This is a genomic window from Caldimonas tepidiphila, assembly GCF_003569765.1.
GTDB classification, from domain to species: Bacteria; Pseudomonadota; Gammaproteobacteria; order Burkholderiales; family Burkholderiaceae_C; genus Caldimonas; species Caldimonas tepidiphila.
In genome coordinates this window covers 18,129-37,805 of record NZ_KZ983960.1, presented here as the reverse complement: position 1 = coordinate 37,805, position 19,677 = coordinate 18,129, and the positions used below count along the sequence as shown (strand labels likewise).

The 19,677-nt window shown below is 71.2% G+C and carries 13 protein-coding genes and 1 riboswitch; of the genes, 6 read left to right on the top strand and 7 right to left on the bottom strand.

The window, feature by feature from the left end; all coding sequences use genetic code 11:
* Nucleotides 1–16 precede the first annotated feature (16 nt).
* From D3A59_RS01840 to D3A59_RS01825, 4 genes are all read right to left on the bottom strand, one after another.
* Nucleotides 17–1,153, bottom strand: coding sequence for a family 16 glycosylhydrolase (locus D3A59_RS01840; protein ID WP_119153234.1), 1,137 nt, complete (start codon nucleotides 1,151–1,153; stop codon nucleotides 17–19).
* Between the two features lie 29 nt (nucleotides 1,154–1,182).
* Nucleotides 1,183–3,483, bottom strand: coding sequence for a S8 family peptidase (locus D3A59_RS01835; RefSeq protein ID WP_205665074.1), 2,301 nt, complete (start codon nucleotides 3,481–3,483; stop codon nucleotides 1,183–1,185).
* A gap of 52 nt (nucleotides 3,484–3,535) precedes the next feature.
* Nucleotides 3,536–3,625, bottom strand: a riboswitch (cyclic di-GMP riboswitch).
* Nucleotides 3,626–3,891: 266 nt separating this feature from the next.
* Entirely contained in the window at nucleotides 3,892–4,950 is a 1,059-nt protein-coding gene (locus D3A59_RS01830; protein WP_119153233.1) for a metal-dependent hydrolase, read from the bottom strand.
* Nucleotides 4,951–4,955: 5 nt separating this feature from the next.
* Nucleotides 4,956–5,570, bottom strand: a complete 615-nt coding sequence (locus D3A59_RS01825) for a TetR/AcrR family transcriptional regulator (protein WP_240635888.1) — start codon at nucleotides 5,568–5,570, stop codon at nucleotides 4,956–4,958.
* Between the two features lie 174 nt (nucleotides 5,571–5,744).
* On the opposite strand from D3A59_RS01825, the gene D3A59_RS01820 reads away from it, so the two are divergent.
* The 3 genes from D3A59_RS01820 (at nucleotide 5,745) to D3A59_RS01810 (ending at nucleotide 10,335) form a co-directional block, all read left to right on the top strand.
* Nucleotides 5,745–7,667, top strand: a complete 1,923-nt coding sequence (locus tag D3A59_RS01820) for a M1 family metallopeptidase (protein WP_119153232.1) — start codon at nucleotides 5,745–5,747, stop codon at nucleotides 7,665–7,667.
* 217 nt (nucleotides 7,668–7,884) lie between these two features.
* The gene (locus tag D3A59_RS01815; RefSeq protein WP_119153264.1) at nucleotides 7,885–8,967 is read left to right on the top strand and encodes a bifunctional nicotinamide-nucleotide adenylyltransferase/Nudix hydroxylase; all 1,083 of its coding nucleotides are present in this window, start codon (nucleotides 7,885–7,887) and stop codon (nucleotides 8,965–8,967) included.
* A 375-nt stretch (nucleotides 8,968–9,342) separates the two neighbouring features.
* Nucleotides 9,343–10,335, top strand: a complete 993-nt coding sequence (locus tag D3A59_RS01810; RefSeq protein ID WP_157991353.1) for a hypothetical protein — start codon at nucleotides 9,343–9,345, stop codon at nucleotides 10,333–10,335.
* A gap of 54 nt (nucleotides 10,336–10,389) precedes the next feature.
* On the opposite strand, the gene D3A59_RS01805 is transcribed toward D3A59_RS01810, so the two are convergent.
* From D3A59_RS01805 to D3A59_RS01795, 3 genes are all read right to left on the bottom strand, one after another.
* Nucleotides 10,390–11,217 carry an IclR family transcriptional regulator gene (locus D3A59_RS01805; protein WP_119153230.1) on the bottom strand — a complete coding sequence of 276 codons (828 nt, stop codon included), beginning with the start codon at nucleotides 11,215–11,217 and terminating at the stop codon, nucleotides 10,390–10,392.
* 255 nt (nucleotides 11,218–11,472) lie between these two features.
* Entirely contained in the window at nucleotides 11,473–12,726 is a 1,254-nt protein-coding gene (gene tyrS / locus D3A59_RS01800; protein WP_119153229.1) for a tyrosine--tRNA ligase, read from the bottom strand.
* A 300-nt stretch (nucleotides 12,727–13,026) separates the two neighbouring features.
* Nucleotides 13,027–14,085 carry a helix-turn-helix domain-containing protein gene (locus D3A59_RS01795; RefSeq protein WP_157991352.1) on the bottom strand — a complete coding sequence of 353 codons (1,059 nt, stop codon included), beginning with the start codon at nucleotides 14,083–14,085 and terminating at the stop codon, nucleotides 13,027–13,029.
* 332 nt (nucleotides 14,086–14,417) lie between these two features.
* Between D3A59_RS01795 and D3A59_RS01790 the strand changes: the two genes are divergently transcribed.
* The 3 genes from D3A59_RS01790 to D3A59_RS01780 all read left to right on the top strand — a co-directional run bounded on the left by D3A59_RS01790 (nucleotide 14,418) and on the right by D3A59_RS01780 (nucleotide 19,305).
* On the top strand, nucleotides 14,418–15,851 hold the full coding sequence (locus D3A59_RS01790; RefSeq protein WP_119153227.1) for an aldehyde dehydrogenase family protein: 1,434 nt from the start codon (nucleotides 14,418–14,420) through the stop codon (nucleotides 15,849–15,851).
* A gap of 125 nt (nucleotides 15,852–15,976) precedes the next feature.
* Nucleotides 15,977–18,274 (top strand): primary-amine oxidase, encoded by a 2,298-nt coding sequence (gene tynA / locus D3A59_RS01785; RefSeq protein ID WP_119153226.1) that lies wholly within the window; start codon nucleotides 15,977–15,979, stop codon nucleotides 18,272–18,274.
* Between the two features lie 170 nt (nucleotides 18,275–18,444).
* Nucleotides 18,445–19,305: a transporter gene (locus D3A59_RS01780; RefSeq protein WP_157991351.1), complete on the top strand. Its 861-nt coding sequence runs from the start codon at nucleotides 18,445–18,447 to the stop codon at nucleotides 19,303–19,305.
* Nucleotides 19,306–19,677 lie beyond the last annotated feature (372 nt).

The window sequence follows — 19,677 nt, the reverse complement described above, 5'->3', positions numbered from 1 at the left end:
CCGGGCCTGCTGTCCTTCAGGGCCGCGCGATCGCGACCGATTCCACCAGGTTCGCAGCTGCGTTGTAGCTCAGGTTCGTCCCGGAGATGCCGCTCACGGAGAAGCTGGTGCTGCTTCTCGTCCTGGCGATGGTGCCGCTGGTGATGCTGCAGACGCCGCTGCTGCCGGTGGTGCAGTTCAATGGAGAGCCGCCTACCGTGAACCCACCGGTGACGACCGCGTCGGGCACCGCCAGGCCGTTCGCATCGCGCACCGTGATGGTCGCGACCGCGCGCCAGCCCTTCCCCGAGGTGTGGGAGCTTCCCGAGAGTGCGGCGACGGAAACCGGCCTCTGCGGCGAGGCTTCCTCGGCGCTGAACCCGACCCGCTCCGCCGATGCCAGGGAAGGTGTGCCCGTCACCTGATAGGTGCTGCTCCAGGGCTCGGCGCCCGTCGCGCCCCAGAGGCTGAGCATGATGCGCCCCGGGACCTCCGGCAGCGGCCCCCGTGCGCCCTTTTCCTCGTGGACGAGCCTGTCGTCGACGAACCATTGGATGGAGCTCGGCGTCCAGCGGAAGGCGTAGTCGTGGTAATCGGCGGAGGCGTCGAAGCCGAGGTCGATGACGGTCGGGTGCTCGACGCCATCCGTCCAGTAGTTCACGCTCAGCTTGCGCGGGTCGTCCCCCTTGATCTCGACATCGATCTCGTCATGCCGCGTGCCTTCTGCCGGACCGGTGTAGGTGAAGAAGGCGGTGATGGTGCCCGGCACGTTGGAGGCGATGAGCCGGGCCTTGTACAAGCCGTATCCGTAGGAGTCCTGGGTGCGGTATTCGCCCGAGACGCAACTCTTGCCCGTGAGGTTCTGCGAGTCCGCTTCCAGCGTGATTCTCAGATGCCCGTCCTGGAACGAGAGCTGGTTCGGGTGCCAGCCGTTCAGGAAGTAGCCGCCGTTGTTCCAGTGGGCCGCCTGCCATCGGGAGGAGTCGAAGGAAAGCATTTCATCAACGAAGGAAGTGGTGCTGGTGGCCTTGATGCTCTCGAAGGCAACCCGTTCCGTGACCCTGTTCGAGCGCGCCGCCTCCAGGTCGGCGGCGCCGTGCGGGGATCCTCCGCCGCAGCCGGCCAGGACGAGCAGGCTGCCCGTGCAGATGAACGCAAGTCTTGAGGTTTTCATGGGTCGTCGCTCGTCTGGGGACTGCCGGATCAGGGCTTCCTCACGGTGATCGAGCTCGCGGCGTTCTTGCCCGGGTCGTAGCTCATGTTGGTGCCGGTGATGCCGCTGACGGTGAACTTCGTCTCCAGGGTGGACTTCGACAGGTTGCCGCTGCCGATGCTGCAGTTGCCGTTCGACGCCGTGGTGCAGTTGACCGACGAGCCGCCGAACGTGAAGCCGCCGCTGACGACGGCGCCGGGGACCGGCGCGCCGTTGGCGTCCTTGACGGCGATCGTGACCGTCGCACGCCAGCCATTGCGCACCAATGCCGCGCTGCCGCTCAGCGCGGCCACCGAGACCAGGGTCGAGCTCGACGCAGGGGGCTGGCTGGCCGAGGCGGCGCCCGTGTAGATCAGCAGGTTGGGCGAGCCCGAGCCGGCACTCGTCACCTTGCCGGTCGTCGCGGCCGACTTGATCGTGTCGGCGAGCTGCGCGGGGGTGGCGCTCGGCGTCGCCTGCAGCAGTTGCGCCGCGAGGCCGGCCACGTGGGGCGCGGCCATCGACGTGCCGCTGCTCGTGGCGGTGGCCGTGGTCGAGGTGTACCAGGCCGACTTGATCGAGCTGCCCGGCGCGAACAGGTCCAGGCAGGTGCCGAAGTTCGAGTAGGAGGCCCGCGCGTCGCTGCTGGTCGTGGCGCCCACCGTCAGCGCGGAGGGCTCGCGCGCCGGCGAGTAGTTGCAGGCGTTGGCGCCGTCGTTGCCGGCAGCCACCACCACCGCGATGCCCCGGGCCACTGTGTTCGCGACCGCCGCGTCCAGCGTGGACGAGGCCCCGCCGCCGAGCGACATGTTGACGACGGCCGGGCGCGTGGCGTTGGCCGCGATCCAGTCGAGGCCGGCGATGACGCCGCTGAGCGTGCCGGAGCCCGCGCAGTCGAGCACCCGCACCGGGACCAGCGACACGCCCTTGGCAATGCCCCAGGTGCCGCCGCCGATCGTGCCCGCGACATGGGTGCCGTGGCCGTTGCAGTCGCTCGTGCCGTAGCCGTCGTTGATCGCGGTGTAGCCGCCGCTCACGCGGCCGCCGAAATCCGCGTGGCCGGCCAGGATGCCGGAGTCGACGACGTAGGCGCGCACGCTGGTGCCGTTGGTCGAATAGCTGTAGCTGCCCGACAGCGGCAGATCGCGCTGGTCGGAGCGGTCCAGGCCCCAGGTCGCGCTCGACTGGGTCGTCTGCGACAGCGTGATCGGCTGGTCGACCTCGACGCGGTCGACGTTCGGGTTGCGCGCCATGGCGGCCAGGAAGGCATCGGCGGCCGCGTCGGGCAAGCGCACCGCGAAGCCCTTGAGCGCGGTGGAATAGGTGAAGCGGACCTGGCCGGCATGGCCGCGCGCCAGGTTGGCCGCTTCCGTGGCCGGGTTGCCGACGTTCGGGCGGAACACGACGACGTAGTCGCGGAAGGTCTGGGCGCTGCCGCCCTTGCCCTGCACCGCCTTCCGCAGCGCGGCGACGGCGGCCGGCTTCTCCAGCTCGGCGACCACGGCGGAGACCGGCAGGCCGCCCGCTCCGGAGCCGGCCAGCGCGAGGTCGGTCGCCAGCGCGGGGAGCTGCTCCGTCACGGTCCGCACGGCGGCCTCGACCTGCTCGTGCACCGCCAGGCCCTCGCCCTGCCGGGCGGCCTCGGCGATCGAGCGGCCCGCCTCGCCGAGCGCGATGGCCGCAGCGCGCGCCAGATCGCCCAGGCCCCGGTCCCGGGCGGCCACGAAGTTGCCCAGCGGGTCCTTGCCCTGCAGCGCGAGGCGCTCCTGCACCGTGGCCTTGGCCTCTGCGAGCGTGAGGCCGTTGAAGGCCATCTCGCCGGCCACCAGCGTCGTCAGCGGGCTGAGGACGGCGGGCTGCGCCGAGTTGGCGCCGCCCTCGGCCACCTGCAGGTAGGCCGTGACGGGCGTCATCAGCGCGAAGCCGCGGCGCCCGGCGGCCGCGAGCGTCAGGCCCCCGTCGTCCGAGTCCTTCGCCGTGTCCGGCACATGGGTGACGAGCATCGCCGTCGCCGCCTGGGCCCGGGTGAGGCGCTCGGTCACCAGCGTGAAGGCGCCGGCGGCATCGGTGGGCGCGGAGATCGGCTCGCCGCTGTCGTGGGTCTGGTTGTGGTTCAGGTCGAGGAAGACGCGGGCCCCCTCGATCGGACCGTCGATGACGACGCCGCCGAGCTGAAGCGAACCGGTCGCGCTGCCCTCGGCCGTGCTCCCGCCGCCGCCGCAGGCGGCAAGGGCCAGCACGGTGGCAGCGCACACGCCGGAGAACCTGAAGAGGGAGCGTCGGCTGGCGCGGGTCGGCGTGAGAAGGAACATGGAAGGCCTCTGTCGTTTCATGAGAGGCCGGCAAGGGGAGGACGGCCCCTTCACCGGCAGCCCCGCTACCGTGGCGCGCATGAGGCGCTGTAGGCCGGAGGCTTTGCGTCCCGGGCTTTCGCCCGGTTTGCGGTTGCATGGAGTTTCAATCTACCACCGCAAGGCACGGCGGCCGACAGGGGTGGCGGCGGGTTTCGTGGCCTTCGTCACGCAGGGAAGCGGAATGCCGTCACGGCTTGCTTCAGGACAGAACGCTGCCGGCGCCCGGTGCGCCCGACCATGCAGCGCCGGCTTCCGGGCTGCACCTGCAGGAAGGCGCGTGCGGCGCGCGGCATCCGGCACGACGGGAGCGCGGGGCGGGCAGGGTCCGGCGCGGAGCCGGCGACGCGGACGCCCCTCGTTCGGGGCTCACCCGAGCCGCTGCCTGTCCTGCGCCGAGAAGTACCTCAAGCGATACAGCCGCCAGGGCCCGCGGGTGCCGTCGCGACAGAATCCGTAGCGGAAGGTGTCGGGCAAGGCCGGCAGGTCGTAGCGCAGGTCGGTGAACCAGACGCAGGTCTCGCCACCCCCCTGCTCGACGCCGGAGACGCTCGGGTGGGTGGCGAAGCGCCGGAAGGGTGCGAAACGCGGGTCGTCCCAAAGCTGCCTGATGGCCGGCTGCAGTTCCGGGCGGCTTCCGTGGCGGTGGCGGACGTGCCAGTCCAGCCCTTGCGGCGGCTGGAAGGCGGCGGCGATGTCGTGCAAGCGCTGCAGCCCCGGCATCGACGGCAGCAAGGGCGGATGACCGACGAGATTCACGTAGGCTTGCCGGTGCAGCGTCTCGTCGCTGGCGATGAGCTTCCAGTTGAAGGGCGAGAAGGGTTGCGGCAGCGCAGACAGCCTTGTTGCCTCGAGCCCGCTTGCCCGCAGCGAGACCCGGGCAACCTCCAGCGCGCGCTGCTGCAGTCCCATCTGGGCTGCCACGTAGCCGGCCAGGAGCACCAGGCCGGCAGCGGCCACCCGGCGATGCCCGCTCCACAGGCTGCCGGCCAGTCCCGCCAGGACGATGCCGGTGAAGACCGGGTCGATGACGAAGGTGGTGCCGAGGCTCATCCGCCGGCGCGACAGCGGGTACAGCACCATCGTGCCGTACACCGTGAGCAGGTCGGCGGCGATGTGCGATGCCAGGCCGAGGCCGCTGACCAGCACCGCCTCGGAAAGGACATTCCTTCGCTTCACCCACCCCGCGAACAGGATCGCGATCAGTGCCGCCCACAGGGGCAGCAGCAGCACCGAGTGCGTCGGGCCCTGATGCCAGTCAGCCAGGAAAACCAGTGGGTCGATCAGGAAGCAGGCGAAGTCGATGTCGGGAAAGGCCGCCGCCACCGCTGCGAGCAGCAGACGCTCGCGCGTCGTCAGGCAAGGACGTGCCGGCGCGGCGACATGGGCCAGCTTCGCGCCCAGCAAGGCATGGGTGAACAGGTCCACGAGGCTCAGCGGCGAAACGCAAGCCGCACCGCGGCCCACTCCGCCACCGTCAACTGTCGATGCAGCCGGGCCCGGGTCCGCTCGGCGCCGCGGGTCTCGTCGCGAAGCCAGGAGGCGAACGTGGACAGGTACGTCACCGTCAGCGCCGCCTCTTCCAGTTCGCGGCGCCAGCCGGTGGAGGGCAGCCATGCCGCCTCCCGCCACCACTGCACGGTGCGGCTGACCCGCAGCGCGCCGAGGGCCTGCAGGTGCAGGTGCTCCGGCTGCAGCTTGTAGCGCAGCATCTCGCTCGTGAGCCTGCGGTGGGGCGCCAGCGCGTCCAGCCACGCGAACAGGGCGCCGTGCAGGCGCTCCCGGACGTCCAGCGCACCCCAGCCCGGCGCCTCGCAGGCCTCGAGCAAGGCCCGGTCGGCACGGTCGAACCAGGCCTCCGCAAGGGCGTCCTTCTGGAGGTAATGACGATGGATGTCGCTCAAGGTGACGCCCATTGCCCTCGCGACGTCGTGCAGATGCACCGCATCCCAGCCGCGCAGCTCCCCCAGTTCGAGCGCGATGTCGAGGATGCGGGCGCGGTGCAAGTGCGGGGCGATCGTGGGGGGCGGTGCGGTCGAGCCGTCCACGGATTCCTCCTGAAGACCGGCCCCATCGTAGCGCGGGCGGGGGAGCCGAGGGGCGTTGACAATCCGGGGCCGCGGCTGGGAGCATGGGCCGCGGGCGTGCCGCGACGCGCCCGGCGCGGTTTCCCGGCCGCCGGCTTGCCGCCCGGCGCACGTGACGCACAGCAAGGAGACACGGTGATCCATCGGCTGCCACGGCTCATCCTCGTTCTTGCCGCGCTGCTCCTGGCTGCCGCGGCGCATGCCGCCCCGGCCACGCACGAGCTGCTGCTGACGATCGACCCGCAGCGGGGCGATCTGCACGGGAGGGACCGCATCGTGCTGCCCCCGGGCCAGCGCGGCCGGGTGCAGCTCGAGCTGGGCGAGGGCCTGCAGGTCGAGCGCCTCACCGCGAACGGGGCTCCGCTGCGCTTCATGCGCGAGGGCGAGCGGCTGAGCGTGGAGCTGCCCGCGGGCGCGACGCGGCTGGAGCTGCACTACGGGGGGCGGCTCGACGGTTCCGAGCCGCCGCGGCTGAAACCCGAAGGCAGCTGGCTGCCGGGCGAGTTCGCGTGGTATCCGAGGTTCGGCGAGGCCGACCGGCTCGAGGTCACCGTGCTCGCGCCCCGCGGGCAGCTGCCGGTGCTCACCGGCGAGCTGGTGCACGAGCGCATCGGCGAGGACGGTGTGCGCGCGACCTTCCGCGCCTATCCCGACGAGCCGCCGTCGCTCTTCGCCGGCCCCTATGTCGTGGAGGAGCGCATCCACCGCGGCCTGCGCCTGCGCGCCTACTTCCACGAGGAGGAGCGCCGGCTGGCGCCGGCCTACCTCGACGATGTCGCGGTCCACGTCGACCGCTTCGCCTCGATCATCGGCCCCTACCCCTACCGGGGCTTCGCGGTGGTCTCGGCCCCGCACCCGGTCGGCCTCGGCTATCCCGGGCTGACCTACGTGTCGCGAAAGATCCTGCCCCTGCCCTTCATGCGCGCCCGCTCGCTGCCCCACGAGATCCTGCATGCCTGGTGGGGCAACGCGGTGCGTGTCGCCGGGGGCAGCGGCAACTGGGCCGAGGGCCTGACGACCTACATGAGCGACTACCGGCTGTCCGGCCCGGCGGAGCGCGAGCGCATGCGCCGCGAATGGCTGCGCGACCACGCGGCCTTGCCCGCGGCGGACGACCAGGCGCTGTCGCGCTTCGTCGGCAAGCTCCATGCGCGCGACCAGGTCGTCGGCTACGGCAAGGGGGCTTTCGTCTTCCACATGCTGGAGCAGCGGCTCGGCGAGCGCGCGTTCGAGTCCGGCCTCCGGCGCTTCTACGCCTCCCGACGCGGCCAGGCCGCGGGCTGGGACGACTTGCGGCGGGCCTTCGAGGAGGCCGTCGGCGAGAGGCTGGAGGGCTTCTTCGGGCAATGGGTCGACCGGGCGGGGGCGGCCGAGCTGGCTCTGGGGGAAGTCGCCTTCGAGGAGGATGGGGTGCGCCTGACGCTTGTCCAGAAAGGAGCGCCCTATCGGCTGCGGGTTCCGGTCGCGATCGACACGGCGCAGGGGCGTGAAACGCGAGTCCTCGAGCTCGCCGAGGCGGCACGATCGGTGCAGCTGCGAACCTCGGCGAGGCCGGTGGGGCTCCAGGTCGATCCGGAGCACCATCTTTTCCGGCGCCTGGTCGCCGGCGAGACGGTGCCGGTCCTGCGCGACCTGACCCTGCTGCCGCAAGCGCAGACCGTTCTCGTCGAGCTGCCGCAGGAGGCCGGCGAGCCGGCCCGCCGGCTTGCGCGGCAACTGCTGCAGTCCGCAGCGGCGCCGGTTCCCGTCGATGCCTGGCAGCGGGAGTCGCCGGCCCTCGCGATCGGCATCGGCACGCCGCAGGCGGTCGCTGCCGCGCTCGGCCTGCCGGCCCCGCAATGGCCGCCGGGGACGGCATCCGCCGTCGTCTGGGCAGCGCCCGGGGCCCATGCGCCGACGGTCGTGGTGGCGGCGCAGGACCCCGGGGCGCTCGAGTCGCTGATCCGTCCCCTGCCCCACTACGCAGGGGAGAGCTGGCTTCGGTTCCAGCAGGGCCGCGTCGTCGAACGCGGCCTCTGGCCGACCGCGCCCGACAACGCGCTTTCGGCCCGCCGCTGAACCGGGCCGGCTTCGGGTCCCGACCGGGCGGCTGCCGGTTTCGCGGACGGCCTGTCGTGCCGCTTGCGTGCGGCCCTGCCGGGGGCCGGGCGCTGCGGCCGCCCGGCGGGACGATCTGCGACGATACGGGCTTCCCGGCCTGTCTCCCCGAGCGTCCGGCGTGACCGCGCCGGCGGGCAAGGCCGACGGCCCGCATCCCACCTTCGAGTCTTCCGCGATGACCCTTCCCGCCACTCCCGACGCCGCGGTCTGCATCGGCCGCTTCCAGCCCTTCCACAACGGCCACCTGGCGCTGCTGCGCCATGCGCTGTCGCTCGCGCCGCGCTGCATCGTCGTGCTCGGCTCGGCCCAGCAGGCCCGCACGCCGCGCAACCCCTTCACCTGGCGCGAGCGCGCCGAGATGATCGGCCTCGCGCTGCCGCCGAAGGAGCGCGAGAGGCTGCGCTTCGTGCCGGTGCGCGACCACTACGAGCTGTCGCGCTGGAGCCGAGCGGTGCGCCATGGCGTCGCGGCGTGCCTTGCGGACGAGGGCCTGGCGCCGGAGGCGACCCGGGTGCTGGTCGGCCGGCCGGAGGACGAGGGCTGGAACGAGCTTCGCCGCGCCGCCGGCTGGAGCGGCTGCGCGGTCGAGCAGGTGCCCGGCGCGGACGGGACGCGGCTGCGCGACGTGCTGTTCCAGGGCGCGGCGGATATCGACGCGGTGCTCGCGGCGCTGGTTGACCAAGTGCCCGCGAGCACGCGCGGCTTCCTGCGCGCCTGGGCCGCGCTGCCCTTCCATGCCGAGCTGGTGCAGGAGTGGCGCATGCTCAAGCGCTACCGCGAGGAATGGGCGGCCGCGCCCTACCCGCCGGTGTTCGTCACGGTGGACACGGTGCTGCGCTGCGCGGACCACGTGCTGCTCGTGAAGCGGGGCCGGGCGCCGGGCAAGGGGCTGCTGGCCCTGCCGGGCGGCTTCATCGAGCAGCGTGAGACCGCTTGGCAGTCGGCACTGCGCGAGTTGCGCGAGGAGACGCAGCTCGTGCTGCCCGACGAGGTGCTGCAGCAGGCGCTGCGGCGCGCGCAGGTGTTCGACCACCCGGACCGCAGCCAGCGCGGGCGCACGATCACGCATGCGCACTACCTCGATCTGGGCGATCGGCCGCTGCCCGAGGTGCAGGGCGGCGACGACGCCGCCGCGGCCCTGTGGGTGCCGCTGCAGGAGCTGGCGGCGCTGGAGGACCGCTTTCTCGACGACCATTTCCATGTCCTCGATCACTTCCTCGGCCTGATCGAGCCGGACACCGAGGCCGCCCGCGGCTGAGCTCGTCGGCGCTTGAGTCGACCCGTCGCCCACGGGTGCGGCTTCGCACCGGTTCCCGGGGGCGGTCGGCAGGAGGGACCGCGGTGCGCCGCCCGACCGTGTCGCCGCTGCCCGGCGGTTCCGGCAAGGCGGTGCTCACGCGGGCGGGGAGGCGGAGTCGGCAGGAGAGGGCTCGAGCAGCCGATCCATCCTCAACATACAGGGGGCAGGTGGAATGGCATCGATTCTCGTCTCTCCCCTCCTGTGCTGCGCTCGGCGGGCCGCTGGCGTTTTCCTCGGCGCCCTGGGGTTCAAGGGGATGTAAGGTGGGTTTGATGTGGAGAGGAGGGAGCGTTTCGGTTGTGGTTTTAACTGCTTTCATGTATGTTGACTAACATGAAAACCGAAGCTTCCCCTCCCGATCTGCAGTCCGCCTTCGACGGCTGGGCGACGTGGCGCGCCCTGCAACGCCGGCCCTTGAACGACGAATCGGTGGCTCTGTACGAAAGCTACTGGCTGAGCTGGGGGCGCCATCTGGCCGGCATCGAGCTGCGCTGGAACGACGCCGAGCCGCGCCATGTCGCTGCCTTCCTTGCCGGCGGGCTGCGGCCGGTGACGCAGGCCCGCTACAGGCGCGTGCTCGACGAGGTCTACGCCCATGCGCTGCGCATGGAGTGGATCGCGCAGAACCCGGCCGCACCGCAGCCCGGCCTGCCCCAGCACGAGCAGCCCCAGTCCGCGGCACTGCACATCGACGAGCGCGACCGCTTCGTCGCCGGCCTGCCCGCCGGCAGCGAGCCGGGGCCGCTGCGCGACCGTGCCCTGCTGCTGCTGCTGGTCCTCGAGGGGCTGAGCGTCGCGGAGACGATCGCGCTGACGCTCGCCGACGTGCTGCCCTCGCCGCAGCAGCCGGAACGCCTCTCGGTCCGCGGCGAGCGCCGCAACCAGACGCGCGAGCTGGAGCTCGATGCGCGCACCGTCGCCGCGCTGCAGGCCTGGCTGCGCGCGGCGGCCGGCGCGATGGAGCTCGCGCGCCCGCACGAGCAGCCGCTGCTGACCGACCTGCGCAGCAGGCGCTGGACGATGCCGCTGGGTCGGCATGCGGCCTTCCGCATCGTGCGCGCCGCGATCAGGGACGCCGTCGACGCCGGGCACCTGCGCACGATGCCGGCCGAGCACGGCCCGAGCCTGCTGCGCAACACCGCGCTGCTGGCCTGGATCGAGCAGGGCGTCGCGCCCACCGAGGTGCAGCGCCGCGCCGGACTGCTGCGGCTCGACGGGTTGGACCGCATCGTGCTGCGCCACGCCTGGGGCCCGGTGCTGGAACGCTTCCAGCAGCAGCGACAGGCGGAGCGCGCCGCCGGCCTGCCGGAGGGTCCGGCAGGCTGAAACGCGCCGGGCTTGGCCGGCGTCAGGGAGCCGGCCGCCCGCGCGGCGTGGCGATCAGGCCCGCCAGCCGAGCCTTTCCGAGATGCTGCGCGCCGCGTCGCCGACCGCCCTCGCGATCGGAGAATTCCACGCCGACGGGAAGTTGACCGCTGGTCCCAGCGCGGTCAGCACCAGCTCCACGTCGCCCGCATGGTCGAACACCGGCGCGGAGAAGGCGTTGACGCCGGGGATCGGCTGCCCGACCGCGCGCGCGAGGCCGCGCTGGCGCACCTCTTCCAGCGCGGCGGCCCGCTCCTCGTCCGGCATGCCGACCGCGCCCGGCAGGAGCGCCCCGCCCTGCCCGCCCAGCGGCCCGGCCGCGAGCTGCACGAGCTTGCGCGCCGGCAGGAAGGCGGCGAAGACCTGGCCGGTGGCCGTCTTCTCCAGGTCCATCACGGTGCCGACGCGCATGTTGACGTGCACCGGCTGGGTCGACTCGATGATGCGCACCACCGTCGGGCCGAAGTTGGCCCACACGGCGAGCGCCACCGTCTGGTCGATGCGCTCGGCCAGCGCCTCGGCAATCGGGGACGCCACCTTCAGCGGATCGAGCTGGCGCAGGCAGGCGAGCCCCAGTTGCAGCGCCGCCGGGCCCAGCGCGTAGCGCCCGGTGCCGGGGTCCTGGGCGACGAGCCCGAGACGCCCGAAGCTCACCAGGTAGGGGTGCGCACGCGAAGCCGGCAGGCCCGCCGCCTCGGCCAGGTCCTTCAGCGTCATCGGCGCCGAGCGCTCGCCGAGCACCAGCAGCAGCCGCCCGCCCACCTCGACGGACTGGATCGCGCGCTGCGCGCGGTCTTCGTTCGGGGCAACGGTCGTTGCAGGATCGGGGCGGGAGACGGACATGGCAGCGAAGGGCAGTGGAGTCGGCGGAGCTTAACAGGGGACGAGATCCGGGGCCGCCGGTTTGCACTTTGCTAACCAATTCGCCTTATGCGAACTTACACCCGGCATTCTCCCCGGTGCCGGCGCCCGCTCCGACCGGGCGCCGTGACGAAGGAAGGACCCGTTCGGGCTTTCGCTGCCTTGCCGGCCGCGCTCCCGCAAGGCATCCGGCGTCACAGGAACCGCGGCTTCGCCGTCCCGCCCTTCCCGGCTTCCTCAGCCCCGTCCCTCCGGATCGGCCAAGGCAATCCGCGCATGCTGCTTGCGCCCCGCCGACAGCAACCACTCGCCCGCGCCGGCCGGCAGCGGCTGGTCCGCTGTGTCCACCGGCTTGCCGTCGAGTCGCAGCCCGCCGCCCTGCGCCAGTCGGCGAGCGGCACTGCGGGACGTCGCCAGCCCGCACTCCACGGCGAGTTCCGCAAGGGTGACGCCGGCGAGAAGACGCTCGTTGCTCAGCATGAACGCAGGCAGCGCATCGGTATGGCCTTCGCTGCCGAAGAGGCCCCGCGCCGCCTGCGCAGCCATGCGGGCGGCCTCTTCTCCATGGGCGAGGCGGGTCGCCTCGTGCGCGAGAACTTGCTTGGCCTCGTTGCGCTCCGCCCCTTCGAGCGCGTCCAGGCGGCGAATCTCCTCCATGGGCAGCTCGGTGAACAGCGCGAGAAAGCGCCCCACGTCGCGGTCGTCCACGTTGCGCCAGAACTGCCAGAAGTCGAAGGGCGCGAGCCGGTCGGCGTTCAGCCACACGGCCCCGGAGGCCGACTTGCCCATCTTGCGTCCGTCGCTGGTGGCCAGCAGCGGCATCGTCAGGCCGAAGAGTTGCGATCCCTCCCGGCGCCCCAGATCCACCCCGTTGATGATGTTGGCCCACTGGTCGGCGCCGCCGACCTGCAGCGTGCAGCCGTGTCGGCGCGCGAGCTCGACGAAGTCGAAGGCCTGCAGCAGCGTGTAGCCGAACTCCAGGAAGGACAGCGAATGCTCGAGCCGGGTGCGGATCGCGTCGTAGGTCAGCAGCCGCTTGACGCTGAAATGGCGGCCGACGCGGTCGAGGAACTCCAGGTAGCCGAGACCGTCCAGCCACTGCGCGTTGTCGACCACCAGGGCCGCCGGGCCGTGCTCGCCGCTGCCGAGGTAGCGGTCGAACGCGCTGCGGATGCCGGCGATGTTCGCGTCGATCGTCCCCTGGTCGAGCACGGGCCGGCTGCTGTCGCGGAAGCTCGGGTCGCCGATGCGGGTGGTCGCGCCCCCGATCAGCAGCAGCGGCCGGTGGCCCGCGCGCTGGAGCCAGCGCATCAGCATCAGCCCTTGCAGATGGCCGACATGCAGGCTGTCAGCGGTCGCGTCGAAGCCGAGGTAGGCCGTCAGCGCCCCGGCGGCCAGTGCCTGGCGCAGGCCATCGGGGTCGGTGCATTGATGGACGAAGCCTCGCTCTTCCAGCAGGTGGAGGAGGTCGGACACATGGGACTGGGACATCGGGGTCTCCTTCGATGTGAGGAACGCCCGAGGTGACCGCCGGAACAGGTGAGCCGGTCCGCCTCAGGCGGACCGGGTTGCGCGCAAGCCCTACCGCCGCGAGGTGCGGTAGGCGTAATACTGGCAAGCGCGGGACAGGGAAATCATGGCGCGCATGCTAACAGCAGCAGGCCCGGAGCGTTCAACCCAGGATTCCCGGCAGCGGGCCCGCAGGCCGGGCGAAGCGAGGAAGGATCCGCCGCCGCTCGACGGGGGGTCCCCAGGCGGCGAGCGCGTGACGGAACGCGCGCGGTCCACCTCCTATGAAAGCAGCGCCTCTCCCGGCACGCTCATGTGCCGAGCTTGCGCCGCCCGCGACGTCATGCGTGCACGATCCAGGCTTTGCGACGGCAGCTCGCAGAAGTGGCGCTTGTAGTCGGTGGAGAAGTGCCCCAGATGCCAGAAGCCCCAGCGGGCCGCAACGTCATGAACGCTGCGGCGCTCGTCCCCGCAGCGGCGCAGCTCGCGCCGCGCCGCATTGAGCCGGACCGTGCGGGCGTAGCGATGGGGGGACAGGCCCAGCACGTCCTGGAAGCAATAGTTGAGCTTGCGAAGGCTCACGCCGATCTCGGTGCAGACCTCCTCGAGCGAGGGCGGCTCGTGGGGGCGGGACATCATCAGCGCGCAGGCCCGGTCCACCAGCCACTTGCGCTGGCTGGCGCGACCTTCGGCATCGGTGTCCCGGGCGTCGGCGAGCATGCCCACCAGGTGCGCCAGCAGCTCGTCGCGCATGTCGGAACGCGCCTGGACGTCGACCTCGAACGCGTCCGGCCGCGTGAGGGCCTGCAGGATGCCGGAACGCAGCGTCGCCAGCATCCGTTCCACATGCTCGCCGTCGGCCAGCAGTCCCGTCACCTGACCGCGGCGGATGTCCAGCGGCCGGCCCAGCAGCTCGTGCGCCGCCTCCTGCAACAGCTGCTCGTCCAGGACCACGCCAGCGAGCGAGCACTGCGCGGGCGTCGTCATCACCAGCTCGCCATCGTAGACGGCGGCCAGGCCGTGATGCCCGGGACGCACGCCGTTGATGATCAGGCTGCCCTGCCCGCCCAGCATGACCGCCATGCCCACCGAACCCGCGCCGAGCACGCCATGCTGGAGCAGGCAGCGGCTGGTGCGCTCCATGAACAACTGCATGCCAGGCAGCCGGACGTCGAGAAAGTCGCCCTCGAAGCGGCCGCAATCGAGTTGGTCGTACTCGAGCTGCCAGTCGAGCAGCTGCTGGGTGTGCTCCTCGAGGTCGCCGGTGCGCGTGTAGCGCACCACACACGAGCCTTGGCGCCCCGGGTTGGAGTTCAGTTCGTCGAAGAGGGGGGTGAACATGGGCAGAAAACGTCTGCGGAGACGGAGCCGCGGCCCGGATGCACCTTCCATGCCACGACGGCGTCGCAGCATGCCGCTACCACGCGTGGCATGCCAGCGAGTTAACCCTGATCAATTGAGTCGAGAGACCGCGGCGGTCGGACCGCTCGCGTCATGCCCCCACCGACGCCTGCAGGCCTCGCGACGATTTGCAGAATCCGGATAACGGTCCGCCCTGCAGCCCTCCTAGATTGCGTTCACTGCCGCACGCCGTCCCCCGCCGCCGAAGGCCGGGGGCGAGGCATTCACCGCTGCGGCATCTCCCTTCCAGAACCCGTCAGGAGACTCTCGCGATGCAGACCTTCACCAACACCTGCGACGGCCGCGCCGTGTCGTCGGCCACCAGCTTCGAGTCCCGCAACCCGGCCACCGGCGAAGTGCTGGGCCGGGTGCCGAACTCCAGCGCCGAGGAGGTGGCCCGGGCCGTCGCTGCAGCGAAGGCCGCCCAGCCCGCATGGGCGGCACGGCCGGACGCCGAGCGCAAGGACTTGCTGATGCAGGTGGCCGACGTGCTCAAGGCCAACGCCGAGTACCTGGCCACCTGGGTCACGCGCGAGCAGGGCAAGCCGCTGGGCGGCATCGGGCCGGACCAGGTGCCGGGCTCGCGCTTCGAGCTCTGGGGCTGCGAGGTCTGGACGCGGGTGCCCGCGAGCCTGGACCTGCCCGTCGAGCTCGCCTTCGAGGACGAGACGCGCCGCGACGAGGTGCACCGCCGGCCCTGCGGCGTCGTGGCGGCGATCACGCCCTGGAACTGGCCGCTGCTGATCGCCATCTGGAAGATCATCCCGTCCCTGCGCGTGGGCAACACGGTGGTGCTCAAGCCTTCCGAATACACCAGCATCGGGACGCTGGAGATGGTGCGCCTGATCGCCGAGATCCTGCCGCCCGGAGTGCTCAACACCGTCAGCGGTGGCGGCGAGGTGGGCGGCTGGCTGGTGGACGACCCGCGGGTGGACAAGATCAGCTTCACCGGGTCGAGCACCACCGGCGCGCGCATCGCCGCCACGGCGGCCCGTCACCTGACGCCCACGACGATGGAGCTGGGGGGCAACGACGCCGCGATCGTGCTGCCCGATGCGGATCCCAAGGCAATCGCCATGGGCCTGTTCTGGGGTGCTTTCCTCAACATGGGCCAGACCTGCGCCTGCGCCAAGCGGCTGTACGTGCCGGACGCCCTGCACGACGCGGTCGTGGCCGAGCTCAAGGCGCTGGCCGAGGCCATGCCGATGGGCGACGGCATGCAGCCCGGCACGGTCATGGGCCCGATCCAGAACCGCATGCAGTTCGACAAGGTCCGCCGGCTGGTCGACGAGGCCCGCGCGGCAGGCGCGACGATCGTCTGCGGCGGCACGCCCCCCGGCGGCCCGGGCCACTTCTACCCGGTCACGCTGGTGACGGACATCCGGGACGGCGCATCGCTGGTCGACGAGGAGCAGTTCGGCCCGGTGCTGCCGATCGTCCGCTACCGCGAGGTCGAGGAGGCCATCGCGGCCGCCAACCGGCTCGACACCGGGCTGGGCGCTTCCGTGTGGGGCAGCGACGTGGAGGCGGCACGCGCCGTCGCCACGCGGATCCAGGCCGGCACGGTGTGGATCAACCAGCACGGAGCCATCCATCCGATGGTGCCCTTCGGCGGCGTCAAGGGCTCGGGCTGGGGCCTGGAGTTCGGCATCGACGGGCTCAAGGCCGTCACCCGCCCCCAGGTCATCAGCGTGAAGAAGGCCTGAGACCGGCCGCACCCGCAGCAACTCCGCAAGGTTTGCAGGCTTCCAGATCACGGCGCAGGCAGGGCCTGCCCGGCATCCGGAAACCCATACCCCACCGCTTCCCGCCTCATCCACCGAGAGATCCGATGTCCCCGAAGACTCCCCGTACCCGGCGCTCCGCGCAGCGCCTCCGCAACACCGCCCTGGCCCTCGCCGTCGGTGCCGCCCTCGGCTTGACCGCTCCTGCCGCCCTGGCGCACGGGGCGCCCGCGAAGATGGTGCCGATGAAGAAGACACTGGAGGACTTCGGCGCCAGCCTGCGCTGGGACGCCTTCTCGCAGGTCTACACGATCTCGCGCAACAGCACGCTGGTGCGCGTGAAGCCCGGCTCCCGGTCCGCGCTGGTCAACGGCCAGCCGCTGCAACTCGACGTCCCGGTGACGATGCGCAGCGGCCAGCCCTTCGTGTCCGAGCAGTTCATCAACCAGGTCTTCCAGTCCGGACTGGACAAGACCTTCGTCATCGAGCGCACGCCCAGTCCCCTGAACCCCCTCACCGCCGAGGAGATCCAGGCCACGGTGGACGTGCTCAAGGCCAGCGGCCGCTACCGGCCGGGCTACCGCTTCACCGAGATCTCGCTGAAGACGCCGCCCAAGGAACAGGTCTGGAACTTCGCCATGACCGGGCAGCCGGTCGCGGCCCCCCGGCAGGCCTCCTTCGTCATCCTCGACGGCAAGTCGGTCGTCGAGGGCACGGTGGACCTCGGGACCCGCACCGTCGCCAGCTGGAAGGCGATCGAGGGCGCGCACGGCATGGTGCTCGTGGACGACTTCGCCTCGGTGCAGGAGGCCATCGAGGCGAGCCCCGAGTTCGCGGGCGCGCTGGCCAAGCGCGGCATCACCGACGTCAGGAAGGTGGTCGCCACGCCGCTGACCGTCGGCTACTTCGACGGCAAGGACGAGCTGCGCCAGGAGGACCGCCTGCTGAAGGTGGTGAGCTACCTCGACGTCGGCGACGGCAGCTACTGGGCGCACCCGATCGAGAACCTGGTCGCGGTGGTCGACCTGGTGCAGAAGAAGGTCGTCCGCGTCGAGGATCACGGCGTGGTCCCGATCCCGATGAAGCCCAATTCCTACGACGGGCGCGAGCTGGCCGAGCGCCCGGCGCCCAAGCCGCTGGAGATCAGCGAACCGGAGGGCAAGAACTACACGATCAGCGGCAACACCCTGCGCTGGGGCCACTGGAACTTCCACCTGAGGCTCGACTCGCGCGTCGGCCTGGTCCTGTCCACCGTCACCTACAACGACAAGGGCACGAAGCGCAAGGTAATGTACGAAGGCTCTCTGGGCGGCATGATCGTTCCCTACGGCGACCCCGACGCGGGCTGGTACTTCAAGGCCTATCTCGACTCCGGCGAGTACGGCATGGGAACGCTGACCTCCCCCATCGAGCGCGGGACGGACGCGCCGGCGAACGCGGTGATGCTGGACGCGGTGCTCGCCGACTACGCCGGCAAGCCGACGAAGATCCCGAACGCGATCGCGGTGTTCGAGCGCTACGCCGGGCCCGAGTACAAGCACCAGGAGATGGGCAAGCCCAACGTCAGCACCGAGCGGCGGGAATTGGTGGTGCGCTGGATCAGCACCGTCGGCAACTACGACTACATCTTCGACTGGGTGTTCTCGGAGAACGGCACCATCGGCATCAACGCCGGCGCCACCGGGATCGAGGCGGTCAAGGGCGTGAAGACGCGCACGATGCAGGACGCCACGGCGGCCGAGGACACCCGCTACGGCACGCTGATCGACCACAACATCGTCGGCACCACGCACCAGCACATCTACAACTTCCGGCTCGACCTCGACGTCGACGGCGAGGCGAACTCGCTGACCGAGATCGACCCGGTGGTGGCGCCCAACACCCGCGGCGGCCCCCGCACCAGCACCATGCAGACGGTGGAGCGCACGGTGAAGACGGAGAAGCAGGCGGCCCAGAAGTTCGACCCCTCGACGATCCGGCTGCTGAGCAATCCGAGCAAGCTCAACCGGATGGGCAACCCGGTGTCCTACCAAGTCATCCCGTATGCCGGAGGCACGCACCCGATCGCCAAGGGGGCCAACTTCAGCAAGGACGAGTGGATCTACAACCGGCTGAGCTTCATGGACCGCCAGCTCTGGGTCACCCGCTACAACGCCGAGGAGCAGTTCCCCGAGGGCAAGTACCCGAACCGCTCCAGCAAGGACACGGGCCTCGGGCAGTTCACGCAGGACGACCAGTCGATCGTCAACGTCGACAACGTGGTGTGGCTGACGACCGGCACCACGCACGTGGCCCGTGCCGAGGAGTGGCCGATCATGCCCACGGAATGGGTCCACGTGCTGCTCAAGCCCTGGAACTTCTTCGACTCGACGCCTTCGCTGCGCCGGGTCCCGATGGGCGACTGAGTCCCCTGCCGAGTGCCCGGCGCGCTGCTCGCCGCAGCGCGCCGGGCAGGCTCCATGGAACCGATGCGGGTTCCGACCGGGGGGCCGGCACGACCCGGCGGAAATCGCAGGGAAGGCCGCCCCCCGGCGTCCGCCGCCTCCCCCTTCATGCGCTTCTCCTTTCTGCCTCCATGAACACCCACCACTCCATTGCCTGGCTGCGCATCGCGACCGCCGCAGCAGCCCTCACCACCGCCGCCCTGAGCCACGCCGCCGGGATGCCGGACCCGGGCGACTACATCCCCGCGCCAGCCGGCACCACCGTGCTGGCCCTCTATGCCCAGCACTTCAAGGGCGACAAGGTCTACGACGGCAATGAGCGGGTGCAGGACGACCTGGGGCTGCGTCTCGACGTGGCGGTGCTGCGCGGCATGCATTACTTCCGCTGGAACGGCATGCCTGCGGACCTCGAACTCATCGTTCCGTCCGGCCGCCAGCGCGTGAGCTCCGCCGCCTATCGGGAATCCGGCATCGGCAACCTCGCACTGGGCGCCACGCTGTGGCCGCAGTCCGACGACGCAAGCGGCGTCCACACCGGCGTCGCCGCCTACCTGTCGCTGCCCAGCGGACGCAAGCAGGCCGAGGGGCTCTTCGTCAGCGAAGACCGCTATGCGCTGGACCTGGAGTTCGGACATGTGCGCAGGCTGGCACCCCGCTGGTCCCTGGACCTCATCGGGCAGTTCGAGGCCTACACGCGTGACGACAGCACCGGCGCCAGGCGCGAGCCGATGGCGCGGGGTTTCGCCCACCTGAGCTACCACCTGTCCGACGCGAGCCGGCTGGCGTTCAGCGTGCGCCAGACCGCCGGCATGAAAGAGACGGTCGACGGCGCGGTCACCCTGCGCTCGCGGAACGACACCAACCTGATGCTGACCTGGGCCTGGCAGATGACGGACGCGTGGCAGATTCAGGCGCAGTACGCCAAGGACATCCAGGTTCGTTCGGGCCCGGCGACCGAGGGCGTCCAGCTGCGCCTGGCCACCGCCTTCTGAGCGAAGCCCCCTCGCCGGCATCGAAACGCTGTCCCCGATTCCCCGGGGCGCAGCCGGCCTGCCCCGGAGACCGGGCCGCGTCCCCGGCGGCCCGCTTCGATTCGCGGGCTCCCCGCCGCGTGGCCACAAGCGCTGCGCCCTCCCGGGAGCACCCTCCTCGTCGCGAAAGAACCTCCCCGGAAGCGCCCTGACCCTCGCAGGAGTCCGGCCGGAGGGAAGGTCGACTGCCCGGAGCGCCGGGCAGTGATGACCGCCACCCGCCAGTTCCCTCCTCCCCCCCCCCGGTTCCGGCTGTCGAGAGGGCGACAACCCTTCCGCCGAGATTTGCAATACGCTAATTAATTTGCAAGACGCGAACCCAGCTCCTAGAAT